15 protein-coding genes are annotated in these 14,723 nt (G+C 55.5%); 8 read left to right on the top strand and 7 right to left on the bottom strand.

Translation table 11 applies throughout. The features are described 5' to 3' along the window. The first annotated feature begins 23 nt into the window (after positions 1 to 23). The 4 genes from N0B31_RS21590 to N0B31_RS21575 all read left to right on the top strand — a co-directional run bounded on the left by N0B31_RS21590 (position 24) and on the right by N0B31_RS21575 (position 3,583). On the top strand, positions 24 to 2,309 hold the full coding sequence (locus tag N0B31_RS21590; RefSeq protein WP_260644139.1) for a hypothetical protein: 2,286 nt from the start codon (positions 24 to 26) through the stop codon (positions 2,307 to 2,309). Then, complete coding sequence (locus N0B31_RS21585; protein WP_260644138.1) at positions 2,306 to 2,674, top strand: hypothetical protein; 369 nt, start codon at positions 2,306 to 2,308, stop codon at positions 2,672 to 2,674. The genes N0B31_RS21590 and N0B31_RS21585 overlap by 4 nt, the downstream gene beginning before the upstream one ends. After that, on the top strand, positions 2,671 to 2,808 hold the full coding sequence (locus tag N0B31_RS21580; protein ID WP_260644137.1) for a hypothetical protein: 138 nt from the start codon (positions 2,671 to 2,673) through the stop codon (positions 2,806 to 2,808). Before N0B31_RS21585 ends, N0B31_RS21580 begins: the two co-directional genes overlap by 4 nt. 103 nt (positions 2,809 to 2,911) lie before the next feature. After that, on the top strand, positions 2,912 to 3,583 hold the full coding sequence (locus N0B31_RS21575; RefSeq protein ID WP_260644106.1) for a DUF192 domain-containing protein: 672 nt from the start codon (positions 2,912 to 2,914) through the stop codon (positions 3,581 to 3,583). Positions 3,584 to 3,844: 261 nt separating this feature from the next. Here N0B31_RS21575 and N0B31_RS21570 read toward each other — a convergent pair whose 3' ends face one another. Both N0B31_RS21570 and N0B31_RS21565 read right to left on the bottom strand, forming a co-directional pair. Continuing rightward, positions 3,845 to 4,180 carry a hypothetical protein gene (locus N0B31_RS21570; protein WP_260644105.1) on the bottom strand — a complete coding sequence of 112 codons (336 nt, stop codon included), beginning with the start codon at positions 4,178 to 4,180 and terminating at the stop codon, positions 3,845 to 3,847. 216 nt (positions 4,181 to 4,396) lie between these two features. Then, complete coding sequence (locus N0B31_RS21565) at positions 4,397 to 4,993, bottom strand: site-specific integrase (RefSeq protein WP_260644104.1); 597 nt, start codon at positions 4,991 to 4,993, stop codon at positions 4,397 to 4,399. 1,068 nt (positions 4,994 to 6,061) lie between these two features. On the opposite strand from N0B31_RS21565, the gene N0B31_RS21560 reads away from it, so the two are divergent. Continuing rightward, positions 6,062 to 7,489: a hypothetical protein gene (locus tag N0B31_RS21560; protein WP_260644136.1), complete on the top strand. Its 1,428-nt coding sequence runs from the start codon at positions 6,062 to 6,064 to the stop codon at positions 7,487 to 7,489. Between the two features lie 5 nt (positions 7,490 to 7,494). Here the strand turns inward: N0B31_RS21560 and N0B31_RS21555 are convergent, their stop codons facing one another. After that, positions 7,495 to 8,028: a hypothetical protein gene (locus N0B31_RS21555; RefSeq protein WP_260644101.1), complete on the bottom strand. Its 534-nt coding sequence runs from the start codon at positions 8,026 to 8,028 to the stop codon at positions 7,495 to 7,497. A gap of 672 nt (positions 8,029 to 8,700) precedes the next feature. Here N0B31_RS21555 and N0B31_RS21550 point away from each other — a divergent pair. Beyond that, positions 8,701 to 9,243: a hypothetical protein gene (locus tag N0B31_RS21550; protein ID WP_260644100.1), complete on the top strand. Its 543-nt coding sequence runs from the start codon at positions 8,701 to 8,703 to the stop codon at positions 9,241 to 9,243. 142 nt (positions 9,244 to 9,385) lie between these two features. Here N0B31_RS21550 and N0B31_RS21545 read toward each other — a convergent pair whose 3' ends face one another. Both N0B31_RS21545 and N0B31_RS21540 read right to left on the bottom strand, forming a co-directional pair. Continuing rightward, positions 9,386 to 9,919: a DUF1643 domain-containing protein gene (locus tag N0B31_RS21545; protein ID WP_260644099.1), complete on the bottom strand. Its 534-nt coding sequence runs from the start codon at positions 9,917 to 9,919 to the stop codon at positions 9,386 to 9,388. A gap of 426 nt (positions 9,920 to 10,345) precedes the next feature. Beyond that, a complete protein-coding gene (locus N0B31_RS21540) occupies positions 10,346 to 10,663 on the bottom strand; it encodes a helix-turn-helix transcriptional regulator (RefSeq protein ID WP_260644098.1) in 318 nt (105 codons plus the stop codon). A 593-nt stretch (positions 10,664 to 11,256) separates the two neighbouring features. On the opposite strand from N0B31_RS21540, the gene dgt reads away from it, so the two are divergent. Together dgt and N0B31_RS21530 are read left to right on the top strand one after the other, a co-directional pair. Further along, positions 11,257 to 12,315, top strand: a complete 1,059-nt coding sequence (dgt, locus tag N0B31_RS21535; protein ID WP_260644135.1) for a dGTP triphosphohydrolase — start codon at positions 11,257 to 11,259, stop codon at positions 12,313 to 12,315. Between the two features lie 26 nt (positions 12,316 to 12,341). Continuing rightward, entirely contained in the window at positions 12,342 to 12,689 is a 348-nt protein-coding gene (locus tag N0B31_RS21530) for a hypothetical protein (protein WP_260644134.1), read from the top strand. Between the two features lie 131 nt (positions 12,690 to 12,820). On the opposite strand, the gene N0B31_RS21525 is transcribed toward N0B31_RS21530, so the two are convergent. After that, entirely contained in the window at positions 12,821 to 13,273 is a 453-nt protein-coding gene (locus tag N0B31_RS21525) for a PadR family transcriptional regulator (RefSeq protein WP_260644096.1), read from the bottom strand. Next, positions 13,273 to 14,010, bottom strand: coding sequence for a TrmB family transcriptional regulator (locus N0B31_RS21520; protein WP_260644095.1), 738 nt, complete (start codon positions 14,008 to 14,010; stop codon positions 13,273 to 13,275). Before N0B31_RS21520 ends, N0B31_RS21525 begins: the two co-directional genes overlap by 1 nt. Positions 14,011 to 14,723: the final 713 nt, after the last annotated feature.

Raw genomic sequence — 14,723 nt, 5'->3', positions numbered from 1 at the left:
ACGCGTGCATTACGATAGCGCTCGTGGGATCGCTCCTGCTCGCGTCCGTCAGCGTCGTCGCCGCTGGCCTGGGGGCTATCACCGCAATCCCGTCCCCAGACCCCGGTGTCGAGAAGTCCTACGACGATACCTACCGTATCCTCGCGAACAATGACGACGACGTCGACCCGAGTGACATCTCCTACAACGGCTACTTCGAGAACGACTATCCATATGGGCCGGTCGAGCTCCAAGCCAAATCGCAATCACCCTCACAGACACTCCGATACGTCGCGACGCAAGACGTCTACATCAGAGACCTCAGCGATTTTCAAGCCGTTCCGTATCAAGATCGGTGGACGCGCTATGCCGATATCACCTCCTACCAGGAGACGCAGTTCCTCCTCGTCCACGGCAACAACACCTATGACGGCCCGACGAGCACCGACGGAAAGTGGTTCGTCCGCGTCACCAGCCAATACGGTGAATGGCAACCCGTCTATAATGCCGAGGTCAGGTGGGACCGTAATGCGGAGGAACTCTACGTGGCAAACCCAGAGGAAGCGCTCATCCACACTGCGTACTACTCGAACACGATAGACCGAAACCTCCACGCCGCCGGCCAGTATTCGCGGTACGCCCAAGACTCCGACCGCGTCGCCATCCCGACGGTGAATGGTCGAGAACTCTATCCGACCAGCGATGGCGCGAGTATGTCCCGACAGTGGGGGCAGTCGAACTTCGACACCGTCCGCGATGCGTGGGTCGGCATCAACTACGTCTTCGGTGGCGTCTGGTATCGCGATAGTTACGTCGTGGGCGGAACCCCCACGCGGGGAGCCTACGTCCCGTTCGACCACCGAGCCATCGCACCGCCAGACTACAGCTACGATGACCAGTGTAAGATAAAGCACATCCACCGCCGAACGCACACCCACGATAACTCTACGCACACGCACAAGAGTACCCACTGGCACTACTACGACCGGACGAAGTGGGCCGAGTACGAACTCATCAACTCTAGTGCGGAAGTCACCTCTGTCCAGCTCGACCGCCCCGGATTCAGCGGTGAATCCGACTGGGCGAAATTCGGTGACACAACCTGGATTGCTATCGAAGACCCGTCGAGTATGCCCCTCGAATACCCCCGAGGGGAATACACCCTCACCGCCACGCTCCGGGTGACCAGCGAGGTCGAAAGTCGCTGGGGCATCACGAGTTCGCGGTGCAACGAATGGTCGAAATCCAGTACGAGCACGTACACTCACACGACACAATACAGCGTCCCCGTGACGATCACCGACTTCGATTCGCCCAATCTCAACATCAGCGTCGTTCACATTGACGGTGAAGGCGACGACCGACTGCTCATCACGTGGACGGGCGACCAGGACCTTCCCCACGACCCGTGGAGACAGATTCAGGTTGACGTCAACGGGAAAGTCGTCAATATCGACTCGCCGTGGCGCTTCTACGGCGTCTCGCGGAACGACGCGGTCGAAGTCCGGACGGCAAGCGGGTCGAACATACACGACGTAACCCACACACAAGGCGACCGCTGGCCAGCCATCTACCACTATCAAACGAGCGTCGCCAACGTCACGATGGAGTTCCCACGTCAACAGGACTCCGTCGAAACCCAACGCTGGGGCTACCTCCGAACGGTCGATACGCAAGTCGCAGCTCGACCCGGTGGAGCACCGCTCCCTGCCGGTGTCAGCGACACGGACAACGACGCACCAACCGAACTCTACACGCAGTACGTCGTGACCCTCAATTCCAACGACCTCGAAACTGGCGAGACGGCCACGGCGACTGCCGACAACCCCTTCGGAGGCAGTCTCGACGACCAACTCAACGTCTCCACTAAACCCTACTCTCCAACCGTCCTTCGGCTGATGGAGATAGATCGCTCACCCACCGGCGAAGGGCACGAGGGCACACTCATCTTGACCGATACGAACAGCAACTTCCTCGACAACAAGACCATCACCGTCACCCAAGCAGACGGAACGAACTGGACCGTCACCACCGACTCTGAGGGGCGTGCCTCAGTTACGTGGGACGGGATGACCCTCCGAGCCAGGTACGACGGCGATGTATGGGACACCGGCCCGGACAACCCATACTACAAGGGTGACAGCATCCTCTATCTCCTTCCACCGGGAGACGTTGCCTTCGTAGCCGCCGGCACCGTCGGCGAGTACATCTCCGGGGCGATCAATAACACCCTCATCTTCGTCGAGTGGCTTGCCCTCGGTATCTTCGCGTTCTGGTACGTGCGAATGCGCCGCCGCACGACCAAACGCGGCGGAGGGAAGAAAGCATGAGTAGCGTCGGCGGCTTCGTCGAGCCCTTCCTCCGGATCTACCAGATCGCAGAGGTACTCGGGCGCTACGGGATGCTCATCGCACTCGTAGTCGGCGTGATCGGATGGTTCTACGGCTCAAAGAACGCCCGCTCGATGGACCGCTACCGGGGGATGGCTGTCGGCGGCGCAAGCGGGTTCGTCGCCATCACAGGCCTCGACCTCCTCTACGACGTCCTCGTGTTTATCTTGGGGTCTCGATTCCTCCCCGCCGGCTGGCCATACGGCGCGGTCACGGGTTCACACGCAAGCTCGATCTCACAACTCGCAACTGCCCTCAGTCTCGCACTTGAAGCACTGGCCTCGCCGTCTTCATCATCGGGATGACCTGGTGGGCGTTCGGCAGCCGCGACTCGCTCGCCAATGCCCGAGGGCGGCGGGGTATCGTCATCGGCCTCACGCTCGTCGGGGCGAGTATCGGCGGCAACGTGTTCAGCACGCTCGCATGGATTCTCCTCTGACCGTCTCACCTCCATGACTACAGACTCAAATTCAAACACTCCAGACCGCACAGACACCGACAATCACGATCACGAAGACCAGCACCGACCGGGGCACACGGCGGTGGATGAGGAGGTCATCGACCCGACCGATCTCCCGGTATTCCCTGAAGACACGCCCGCCCGCCGAATCATCGACCGCCTCACAGACCGCCGAGTTCTCGCCGTCCTCATCATCGTCTTCGCGCCGATGGTCGGCTGGGTCGGATTCACGATGTACTCTGATCTGACGTCGCCGAACTACGCGACAGCGACCATCTACGACGAAAATGGTGGCTACCTCGAATTTGTCGAGGGCCCCGTCGCCGCGACGTGGCGCGAACTGGCCATCGGGCTCTCAGAAACCGAGTCGCTCGACCCCGGCCACGGGATGTTCTTCCGCCACAAACAGGAGAAAGAGCGTGCCTACGTCATGCGAGATATGACCTTCCCCATCGATATCATCTTCATCGACGCCGACGGGACCATCACGACCATCCACCACGGCGAACTCGAAACCGACGGCGAACCCTATACGGAATATCGGGGGCGAGCGAAGTACGTCCTCGAAGTACCATACCTGTGGACGGTTGAGAACGACATTGCCGTCGGCGACACAGTGCAAATCGAGTGGGGCCCACCGCGAGTCCGCAACGGCGGTTCGACTGTCGTCGCTATCATCGAGGACGAACACGGACCCGATGTGGTCGTCCCCGAGCCATACCGTCCCCCGAGTTCCCCCCGATCGAGCGCTTGACTCAGGTCACGGGGGCTGTTGTTCCTACGCAACACAGTGTACTCAATTTGGAGGTCAATTGTTGCGTAGGATTCTCGGAGGCGATGTCTCACGGAAACCAGTTGAATCGCGCCAGCGAACACGCACAGTGCGTCAGGCTCTGTTGAAATCCTCAGAAATTGACAGAGAGTGCGTGCAAGATACAGGGCGCGAGTCGGTCGCGGGCACCCGTCTGAGCGAGCGTGGAGTCTGTGAAACCGATGGTCGTCCTCGGTGCTTTGCTTACGGTACGATGCCTCGCCGAGCAAGTAGTGGGCGAATTCGGTTCTGATACGTGTTCAGCCAAATGATGGTCAAGGGAAGCCCGACAGCGACGGCAAGAGCGGCTTGCGGCCCAACCCCACCGGTACAGACGGATTCAGTCCCAGTCCACGTGCAGTCGATGATACTCCCCGAGAACGCAGGTATCACACCTGCGATGAGTGGGCCAAGCAGAAGTTCAACCGACAGGATAGCGACAGCGATGACCAGCAGGAACCCAGACATGAGAATGACGACATCATTCATGTAGCCGCGTATCTCCTCATCGCTGAACTCAGCGTCATCTCCGCTGCTCATATCTACAACACGGAGACTCGACAAATAAACCGTTCCGCTCACCGACATAGTAACATTAAGCGTTCGGGGGTAGCAATAAGACAGCGCCGAACTGCTGAATACACCCTCTGTATCTCGCACGCCACTACTGGCAGATGATGAGTATGTGGCGAGACCGCTATTGAATAGAGAGGGTGTTCAGCACGACTGGTCTAATCTATCAGCAGGCGGAAACCCTTACCCACGCATTGTGGCTCCTATGTGTCTTTCAGTCGGCTCCGCGAGGTAAGGCTCAATAGCCGAGTAATCGCTCCATCCCCCAATAGACATCATCGTCCGAACATCCACCTGCCGTTCTACAAGATGGTACGTCGCCCACGACCGTCGCAGGTCGTGGCTGGACACGTGTCGCCAGCGGTCTGGCTGCGAGGCATCCTGTGCGACCTCCTTTGCGGATTCCTTCACCCATCGGCGGACACTTGAATTAGACGCCTGTACCCACGCCTCACCCGTCTCGCGGTCGCGTTCACGGGAGAACCGTCGGATAACCGCCTGCACGTCATCGGACATCCATACGTCGCGGAGTTTGGGGTCTCCGCCCTGCGTGTTCTTCCCGCGGACTTCGACGAACCAGCAGTCGCCTTTCCCCGACCTCCGGAGTTCGGCATCGCCGGGGTAGTTCACCTCGTCCGCTCGGAGGCCACACCGTCCCATGAGCATCATCGCGATCTCTCGCTGCCAGTCAGCACGGGCTGCTGCCTCCTCGAGTAGGGAGAGTTCCTCAGGCTCGAGCCAGCACTTCGTGACCTCCCCCGAATCGTCTACTCTGACCATAGTCGAGTTCTGCTGCCAATCCGTCTAGTACCTTCGGGCTCTCGCAGCAGTTCGACCCGAAATCAGGGGGCAAGCCGGAGAATGTGAGCGAGTTGTTCTCCAACTCGACTATCCATCTGTCTGAAATTCTTACCCCTCTATGACAGAAAACAACAACTATCGTGCTTGTGAGCGCGTGAGGAGTGCGAGACAGACGGGAACTTCTGTAACACACACGGCAAGCCCCCACCCCCGAACTGACTCCGAGCGCGACATCTGCCCCGCCAGCGCGTTAAGCACGCATACGGCCGACTCCACGCTGAGCTTTTCTGCGCTGACGCTGCCTCATTCCCGGTGGCCAGCAGCCGTTCATCGCCCATCCCATTCCTACCTCGACGTGTGCGTACGAACCAGTCGTTGTCAGCGTCAACGGGCTAGCAGGAAACGGCCCCACCGACTGCCCATGAGACGGCTGGCCGTCAAACCGGAATATAACTTGCGTCCCGCACATGTATAGCGGCCATCTTGACACACGATCTCTCTGTGGTCATCGACAGACGCTTCCGGAGAGAGACACCGATACCCGCGGTATGTCGTCGTACCGGTGTCGTCCCCCGGACACGTCGACAACTACGCGGTGGATACAGTAACCCCGCGGGAGAGGTGTAAATAGGTGGAGAGGGTGTACGGCAGTGACGCGGCGCTTCTCACGCACTCACCGTCGACACTGACGAGAGTGCTGATGTCTCTTTTTTCACGCAGAGAGGGGTGCCCCTCTCACGCGGTCGGTAGAGCGGTAGAAGCGCGGTGTCAACAGCCGACGCGCGGTTACCCGAAACCGGCGCGAGCGGTGGCGAGCGGCGGTGTGGGTGCGGCGCGTCGGGTAAACACCGACGCTTGCCACACACCGTGTGGCCTACGGCCCTGTTAGGGACTAACCAATTTAATAATTTTGTTTATTTATTGTTATTTTGTCGTAGTTTACATTTCTGATTTGAGTTATTTGGTTTGTTATCTGATTATCTTACTGATGGTAGTATTACGCACGCCACTTATATTACTTGGAGTTGTATAACGTGATATACAGTAATGACCGACACTACGACCTTTAGCGTCAAAGTGGACGCTGACGTGTGCGACCGCTTCCGCGACGCAGTGCGGGAAGAGAACGGGAAGCTGCGCGGCGAGTTGGGCCGAACTGTCGAATCTCTCATGCTCGGGTATGTGCGTACCCGAGATTCAGAACTCGCGGCGGCGACGAACGCGGAGATTCTTGCTGAGATACGGGCACTTCGGAAAGAAGGGGCCACCCCTGATTCTCTGAGAAAAAAGAAAGACAGCTCTGGTGACGGTGAGATCGCGGAAGAAGCCACCCCTGACGGTGGGGGCGGCGTGGTTACATCAGTCAGTACGTCGACTGGTAGTAAATCTACTGACGCCAATGAGTACCCGGACTGGTACACGCCAGCTGAGTTGGCGGAAGTCTCTACCCCGCAGTATCCCAACGAGAGATTATCGAAATCGCAGGCTGAGGATGTTTGCGAAGCTGCTGACAGGGGAGTCGAGATGTGCTTAGACATGTCCGACGCTATCCAAGCGGCTACGGAATACTACTCTCGGATCGACGCAGCTCTCCCCCTGTTCCGTGCGGGACTTCGTAGGGAGTTGTGGTCTGCGAATGATAGAGATCGTATCCGGACGACGTTGAAGAACCAACTTAATAGCGACCACAAGCGTCAGTCGTGGACTGAAAGGGTACTGTCCCAACTGGTTCCGGCGAAGAACCTCTCCGGTACTGGCGTTGACTACCCGGATTCGGGGGTGAAAATTCTCCGTGGAGATGGGCAGACCGCGACTGACGCTGCCTTTGTGAGGTATGCGCAGACCGTATTGGATATACTCGGGGAAGCAGAGTCGCGGGCTGAGTTAGACAACGAGTTCTATCGCTGTATGGACGCGATTGACGCACTTGAGCAACATGCGACGAAGGGGGAGCGACTGGCAGCCGACGCCCGTCGTATGTTCGATGAACTCCCTGAATCGGTAGCAACGGAAAAGCAGTCTGACCAGAAGAGCGAAAGTAACGAGACGGTCGCTGACGGGAGTTCATCGCCCACCGACGACGGTGGCGAGATGGGCGATGAGCGGCCCGACGACACCGCTGACGACGCTGAGGAACCCGACTACGAGCCACTCGACTCGATATGGACGGACGAGCGTCCAGAGGGCGTCAGAGACGGCTTTGAAGCGGTTTATCGAGAGTATCGAAAAGAGGTTTACACAACTTCCGACGAGAGTACGTATGTGTATCCACGAGTTCGTGCAGAGTTGTTTACCTTTGCTTGCGGGGGACTGCCAGAGGGTTCGCTCGTCGAGGGTATTGTTGAGTTGGATCGACGGTATCGTGAGAGTGTCGACTGGACTAGAGATGCTGAGTATCCGGAAGTTGACTCAGATAAATACCCAGAATATGCAAAACGTCTGTCGAAGCCAGATATGTTGCGTAGTCTTTTATAACTCATTTATAACCCGTCTAAATCTTCTTCTAAGTCTTTCATCCGCCGCTCGATATTGTCGGGGAGTTCCCCGTCGAACTCGTCAACACTGTCGCTAAGGAACCGATTAATACCGTACACGCCAGCGACCGCCTGCGGGACGGTCGGGTAGGCAGCCGACTCGCCACCCCGAAGTATCCGGATAATCTGTCGCTGGCGTTCCTCAACTCGATTGAGACGGCTCTCGATAGCGTCCATGCGATCTTCGACGCTACCGGGCGTCTCCTCGTGCAGACGGTGCTTCTCCACCCACCGACGCCCCCGCTCGGTCAGTTCGATTTCCTTCGGCGGCCATGGCTCTCCGGGCTTCTTCTCCGGAGTGGGCGCCTCTGCGAACCCCGGTCGGACTAGCTGGTCTATCTTCCCGTTGGCTTTGCCGTTCTTACACGCGAGCAGTTCGCGCACGTCGCTCGTCGTCAGCGACCCTTCCCGATACAGTTCTCCGGCGAGTCGCTGACTCTCTTCGTCGATTTTGTGTGTGTTGTGCGTGATTTCTCCCATACTCGGAACTATAGTCACTTCCCTGATAAGGGTTTGTGGCTACTTCTGTTTCCACGGACATCTTTGACAAGATACCCGAGGACACTTGTGAGCAGACATATCACACACTTCCCCGAAAATAACGTCAATAGTAGACCCTACACCCCGGCCCGATTTCAACAGAGGGGTGAGAATGGGGCCGGGTTCCGGGTGTCTGTCAGCGTCGAGAGGAGTGGGTGGGTGAGTTCATCGCCTATCCGGAAACAGTAATCTGGCGGGAGTCAGTATCAGATCGGATTCCGGTGGCACGGGGCTTCTGGCCACCGACAGTGGGGAGCGAGAAGTGTTATTCCTCTGTACTCTTACGGGAGTGTCATGGGGCTACCATGACGCCACAAGCCTTTATTGCACGTTCTAAGGGCGCAAGACGACAACAGCCAAGCCAGCACAAGAATCGGAAGTATGGAACGAACTGGAAGTATCGGAAGTAGGGGTTTCGAGGCATAGAGACGTTGTTAATCCACATTAGCCGGTTGAAGCCCCAAGCGCTTATGCGGGATGTCTGTGAACAGTTCATATGAGGACGCAACCAAACGGAGAGAGCGGAACAGGGTCGCATCCTTGCACGAGTACAGTCGGTGTGTTTCGACAGGCGACACATCACGACACCCCGGATCACCACGAGGTATTCCGATGACTGCCGACCATTTTGACCCGCGAGCAACAGGAATTACGGCAGAAGGAGGGTTCGACCTGAGCCGGATGGTCGACCTCGCACCGAATTTCGAGAACGCAACATTCCGACGGCGGCCGAAGACGAGTGGCGCTTTAGTCTTTCTCCCCTCATGGGGCGGGGCAGCTGGGTTCACACTGACTCCGGGGCGGATCGGATGGGTTGTCGGGGGCGTGGACGAGTATATCGAAGAGCGCAAACAGGGTGAAATCACGATTCCGGATACCTACACCGTATGGAATGAGCAGTTTGGTGAGGATTTCCGTGAGGAGTTCGATTTCGTCGTGAGCGACCGGCCGATGGACTTGGACGGTATGAAGGTGTGGGCTGTCTGGCACGCCGAATACGTCGAAGTTGCCCTGCGAGTGCTGAGTGGTGGCGGGCATTACAACACCGACGACTACACCCTCCACAAGACCGTCCCGCGGCTCTTGCTCGAAGGAGAGGATGGCATCATCTGTGTCACACCGGTGTACGTAGAGCGGGACGACTCGAAGGACTAGAGGCAGACCTACTTAGAGTTGGTAATATCGCTAAAGATGTGTCAGTGTATATCAACACAGAGCAAACGGTCAGCTCCTCACAGCACGACTGGGGCTATGATTTTGACTTGATTACTGGAGTCTACAAAGCGACTGGAATCCACTACAGAGAGTACGGTTGTGGTGATAGCCGATTGTAGAACTCTCCACGAGCGCCCCCATGGAGCGGGCTTCCATCCTTATTATAATCCAAGACGCATACTGGCTTATCGATAATATCGATCACCTCTGCGATCCGGTCGGTATATTGTTTTCCTTTGCCGCCCCAAACGGCAAACACGGCTTCTGCGCTGTCGACTGCGTCTTCAATATAACTGTCCGCATCGCTTCCTTTCGGGGAGTCATGCCGATCAATATCTGATGGATTTGGACTGCGGACAGGGAACAGATTCACCAGCAGCATGCCCCCGAACCCCATCATGTTAGCAGCGGTTGCCAGTTTAGTCATCGTAGGGTCACTGTCACTTGCCGTTGCCGTGCTAGGGTTCAGTCCGATATAACAGACGGTAGGGCGTGTATCATCCCAGTGGCGAGTTAACAGATATCGGTATTCCGAATCTTGTTTTGGGATTGCATTACTTCGGGTGTACTCAGGCTCCCGCTTAGTCTGGTCTACAGAGATATTCTTACAGTCCACGTATTCTTGTCAATCCCCTATTGCAAGTATCCTTTGGAGGCTTCGAGGTTGGAAAATAGTCTGTTCTGATTAGTGGCGCATACCTCTGTGTGAACGGACCAAACAGGGATCTTGATCAGACTACCTCGGTTGAATGTATCCTGTGCGCTGTCCAAGCAGAGCCCTGATGAGGTTCGTTGCGAATGTAAGTGGAGAACGCCGAGAGCGACCACACGTTACTCGCAGCGTGAAGTAGGTGTTCAGGAGGATATAGTCCCCCTCAGATTGCTTGGGAGGTATGATTCTCTCGTCAAGGCTGTGGTTGAGTCGGTCGTGTCGTCAGAAGCGGCGCTCCTTGGCGCGCCACGTACCTTTCTCGACAACAACATTCCCGAACACCCCCCACATTTCCACTGTAAGTCGTCGATAGAAGGCTCTTGTCCCCCTCTACTCTATTTCGTCATTTTCTTCGCGCTCTGCATCCTCCTCTTCGTCTAAATGATTTGACTCCCACTCGCGGTATGAGGTGATATTCCGCTCCCCCATCGGCATGACGCTGTAGTGATTGTGCCGCCCACCAGTGTTCTTATTGATGCGGATGAGGTTCATCATCGCTAAATCTTCGAGATTCGGGTAGAGGCGGCTGTGGTTGACTTCTTCACCCCATCGTTCCTCGATGTGATCTTTGATCTCGGTACCGCTAATCGGGCCCATACCCGCCACGGTTATGAGCAGGTCTCTCTGGAATGAGGACAAGTTGTGCATTCTGTGTGACCTCATCAGGTGGTCTCTCAGACAGGTACATAACGGTGAGAAGTGCTGCGAGTGTGGGTTGGGACGCCGAGTAGACGTCCTCGCTGTATCCCTGAGATTCTAATCGGCATAGATATGAGAGGATTTAAAAGCAGTCTGGAACCCTGTAGAGTAGCGTCTCAGAAGTCGGTAAGACATCTGCTCGTTAGGCAAATCACATCTATCGGACGGAGATTTTTGATTCAATAAAACCCATACATGCGGCGTTTCTGAGTCCAAAGTGAAAATTTACGAGTTAAGAACCCACAATACCGGCGTATCTCAAACCGTAGTAAAGTATTAACTATTCGTCGTTCCAACGGAGTCTGTAAGGAGAAATGACCAGCATATCACCCGAAACGCTACACGAGGCCCGCGAGTTATTACAGCGCTCAGGGGGTATACGGATTCCTGAGATGGCAGATGAGCTTGGGGTGACCCGAGAGCAGGCCCGAGAAATCGTGAACGAGATTGATGAAGAACATGAGTTGGGTTCTTCAGCCGATTTCAGCTATCGAATTCTTACTGGCCCACAGGCTGAGTGAATCGCTCGCAGGCCACACTCGATGTCTAATCTACTTTCTCACAAAGAGAGGACAGAGCGCCACAATAGGCAAACGACTGAGGAAGAGCCGCGGTTTCGCTCTCACAGTAGGCAGGATCGTGACCGGCTGAGATATGCGCGTGAATTCCGGCGTTTAAAGAACGTTACACAGGTCGCACGGGCCGACGAATCGGCTCTCTACCACGACCGCCTCACCCACTCGCTGAAGGTAGCACAGGTTGGTGATGCACTTTCTCGGGTCTTGATGATACGGAATAACGTCGATCCCGGAGTCTGTGGCCAACCGACTGAGCGAGAAGATTCCCTATACCATTGTCTAGACCCCTTCGTCGTACAAGCAGCCGCACATGCTCATGACATTGGACATCCCCCGTTCGGTCACGCCATTGAGACTCTATTAGACGACTTGGTCACTAAGAAAACGGAGTCATGTGGACGGACAATCGGGTTTGAGGGGAACGCACAATCATTCAGGATAATCACCAGACTCGCGAATCACAAGTCACCGAGGGGACTGGAGCTGACCCGAGCGACTCTGAATGCTACGTTGAAATATCCGTGGAGTAGGAAGGCAAACGACTCAAAATGGGGCTATTACCCGGATGATGAGGACGCCTTCAAATTCGCTCGAGAACCGTTGCCACCAGAACGAGATGGAGAGAAGACACTAGAGGCACAAATTATGGACTTCGCGGACGATCTCACCTATGCACTCCATGATACTGCTGACTTCTACCGAGCAGGACTGATTCCGCTTAATCGAATATTCTTAGAAGTCACTACCGAGGATGAGTACCAGACAGCTTCACGGGAAGAAATAAACCAATTCATGGATTTCCTCGTGGACGCAGACTCGTTCGAGTATGAAGTTGGCGAACTAGAAATCGGCGTTGAGGAGTTCTTCCGTGGGCTAACAGAGTCTAAAAACTTCGACTCCAGCCTGTATACCCGGTTCGCAGGTTCGGATGAAGACCGCATTGCGCTGAACAAGTTTGTGTCAATGCTGGTATCTGATATTTGGAAGGGAAGGATACTGATGGAACACCATACGTCGAGCTAGAGCCACTTGACAGCGGACTATATGACATGAAGGCGCTGGAAGTCGTTCAGCAGCAGATAGAAATTCTGAAACACCTGACGAAGTTCTACGTCATCACCAACAGCGGTCTAATGCAACAACAGTTGGGGCAGAAGCGTGTCGTCAGGGAGCTATTCGAGGAATTTTATTCTCAATCTGCACCGGAGGTACAGCCGCAAAGTGCGATACCATCGCCATATAGAGAGAGGCTCAAGGGGTATAGAGATCGTGACGTGCCGCGTGCCCGTTTCGTCGCAGATTTGATTGCCTCACTGACCGAGCGGCAGGCTGTTGCTCTACATCGGCGTATCCGTGGAGACACTCCTCGATCCCTCGTCAGTAATATCTTGGACTAAGTAGCCCTAATAATGCTGCCAGAGAATCCGAGCCCCGTTCTAAAATAGCGACACTGTATCATAACCGACCTCACTTCGGTGTTGTTCTTTTCACAAACCCCACCACTTAAGCAGAGCTATACAGATTCTCGCTACCACACGCTATTCTCTGCGTACTTGGGGTATTCGGCGTAAACGGTGTCTATGAGATCAGAAAGCAGAACACCATTGAATTCGGATTTTAGTGCCTCAGCTCGTTCGCGAACCGAGTTTGGGGCATCCTGTGGTAGTCGCTGATCGACCCACGACTTACCATCGTCCGTCAGTTGGTAGGTATACTTGACTTTCCCGTCCGCCATATCTTCTTCTTCAACGCGAATCAGGCCGTCTTCCTCTAATGAGTCCAAGTCGTCGTAGAGAGCTTTCGAGAACGGGCCGTAGTCGTATGGGATGAAATTGTAGTCTGGTAGATTTAGCGCGGTCTTGGCTTCTTCATCCAATTCCTGCTCCATTAGGAAGACGAGTTTCTGGAGCCGGGTTCTGCCCTCGATCTGATCCCCACCGCAGGCGTGGAGGAGTGCCATCGGGAGCAGTTTTCTGTGCATTATAGTTCTACCTCCTCTGCCGTCCTGTATATCGACTCAAAGTGCTGAGTGAAAATAGTTGCTGTGGCCACATCGTGGAACAGCAGCCCTGTTTCACCCTGATTCAGATTGATTAGAACGGTGCCGTCGTCACTAACGTAGAACGACGTTTCCACCTCGCTAGCCTCTCGGAACTCTGCACCCGGAACCTCACGAGGCATCTCACGGAGTCCCTGCCTTCCGCTCCAACCAACGATTCGCACATCAACTCCCGCTTCAGCCTTCCTCTGTAGCAACTCAGTATCAGGCGAAGATAGCCAGAAAGAACGCTCCAGTATCCAAATTCGCTCATCAGCCTCATCGAACAGTTCTCGGGCCTTCGTTGAAGTATCTCCAATGCCGGTCGTGACCCACGCTGGATGCGACTCAGTCTCGAGATTCATAGAGTAGGCAGGCTCCAGTGCTTCAATCGCCTCAACTGCCATGTTCTCAAATTTCTGCTTGTTCGGTTCGATTAGTTTGCGCGGACTCTGAGCGTCGTATTCGGTAGGCTGAATTCCCCGTTTGACCACGGCGTCCTGATTGTATAGGCTGTTCAGAATATCGTAGACCCGGCCCTGTGGAATATCCGCGCGGACGACCACGTCAGATGCTTCTAAAGGCCCATACCGGACGAGGACTCGATAGGCAGCTGCCTCGTATTTTCCCCAATCCATGATGGTCTGAAGCGACTCATCAAGGTCGTAAGTGTCTGGCACAGTTACAACCACTATTGTGGTTGCTACTCAAAACATTATCTACATGTGTTTATAACACAATAAACCGAGTGGTGTCAACCCCGTTATATACCCCCCGGCAACGTCGGTCGTGCTGTAACGCGATATGAGGCGAGGAGGTCTATCCGGAATAAGAGGGGTGGGCGATGCAGAGTAGCTGTTTCACCGGAGCGATACCTCGAATTGAGGCGAAGCGTGAGCAACTGAGAATCGCCTCTGAGGTGGACGAGATTGAGTCGGTCATGCTCAACCTGCGCCATGCTCGCTTACTGGAGCAGCGGGGTGTAGACCTTGCTGAGGTGGACGCCCGTGTTATCTTGACGTCCACGATGGACGATGAGAGGTGTGAGAGTGGTTCCCTGAGCGGGAACTAAGACTTGCAGAACGGGTCGATGCGGATGCAGTTGTCCCCTTTGACCGGCCCGTGTACAACACAGACCATCGCTCGAAACGGCTTGAGACGATTCGGGTCTATGTGGCGGATTTGAAAGAGTTCGCTCCGCAGTTCCGTGAAGCAGGCATTGACGTGATTCCGCTGGTGAAGGGCACGACTTCGTATGAGCGGGGGCTCTGCTATGAGGTGTTCAACGAGTTGGACTGGACACAGATTGCATTCTACTGCGTCCAGTATTTCTCGTACGGGTATCGGTATCAGGCGCTTCGCTCGCGTTCACCGCATCGCAGCCGAATACGAT

This window comes from Salinirubellus salinus, from assembly GCF_025231485.1.
Lineage (GTDB): Archaea > Halobacteriota > Halobacteria > Halobacteriales > Haloarculaceae > Salinirubellus > Salinirubellus salinus.
The sequence above is the reverse complement of the archived record's forward strand: the minus strand, read 5'-3'. Positions and strand labels throughout refer to the sequence as shown.

Bases quoted from the DNA above. Each gene is read 5' to 3' on its own strand.
- N0B31_RS21585 (WP_260644138.1), top strand. From the start codon at position 2,306: ATGAGTAGCGTCGGCGGCTTCGTCGAGCCCTTCCTCCGGATCTACCAG.
- N0B31_RS21580 (WP_260644137.1), top strand. From the start codon at position 2,671: ATGACCTGGTGGGCGTTCGGCAGCCGCGACTCGCTCGCCAATGCCCGA.
- N0B31_RS21570 (WP_260644105.1), bottom strand. From the start codon at position 4,180: ATGAGCAGCGGAGATGACGCTGAGTTCAGCGATGAGGAGATACGCGGC.
- N0B31_RS21565 (WP_260644104.1), bottom strand. From the start codon at position 4,993: ATGGTCAGAGTAGACGATTCGGGGGAGGTCACGAAGTGCTGGCTCGAG.
- N0B31_RS21560 (WP_260644136.1), top strand. From the start codon at position 6,062: ATGACCGACACTACGACCTTTAGCGTCAAAGTGGACGCTGACGTGTGC.
- N0B31_RS21555 (WP_260644101.1), bottom strand. From the start codon at position 8,028: ATGGGAGAAATCACGCACAACACACACAAAATCGACGAAGAGAGTCAG.
- N0B31_RS21550 (WP_260644100.1), top strand. From the start codon at position 8,701: ATGACTGCCGACCATTTTGACCCGCGAGCAACAGGAATTACGGCAGAA.
- N0B31_RS21540 (WP_260644098.1), bottom strand. From the start codon at position 10,663: ATGCACAACTTGTCCTCATTCCAGAGAGACCTGCTCATAACCGTGGCG.
- dgt (WP_260644135.1), top strand. From the start codon at position 11,257: ATGTCTAATCTACTTTCTCACAAAGAGAGGACAGAGCGCCACAATAGG.
- N0B31_RS21530 (WP_260644134.1), top strand. From the start codon at position 12,342: ATGAAGGCGCTGGAAGTCGTTCAGCAGCAGATAGAAATTCTGAAACAC.
- N0B31_RS21525 (WP_260644096.1), bottom strand. From the start codon at position 13,273: ATGCACAGAAAACTGCTCCCGATGGCACTCCTCCACGCCTGCGGTGGG.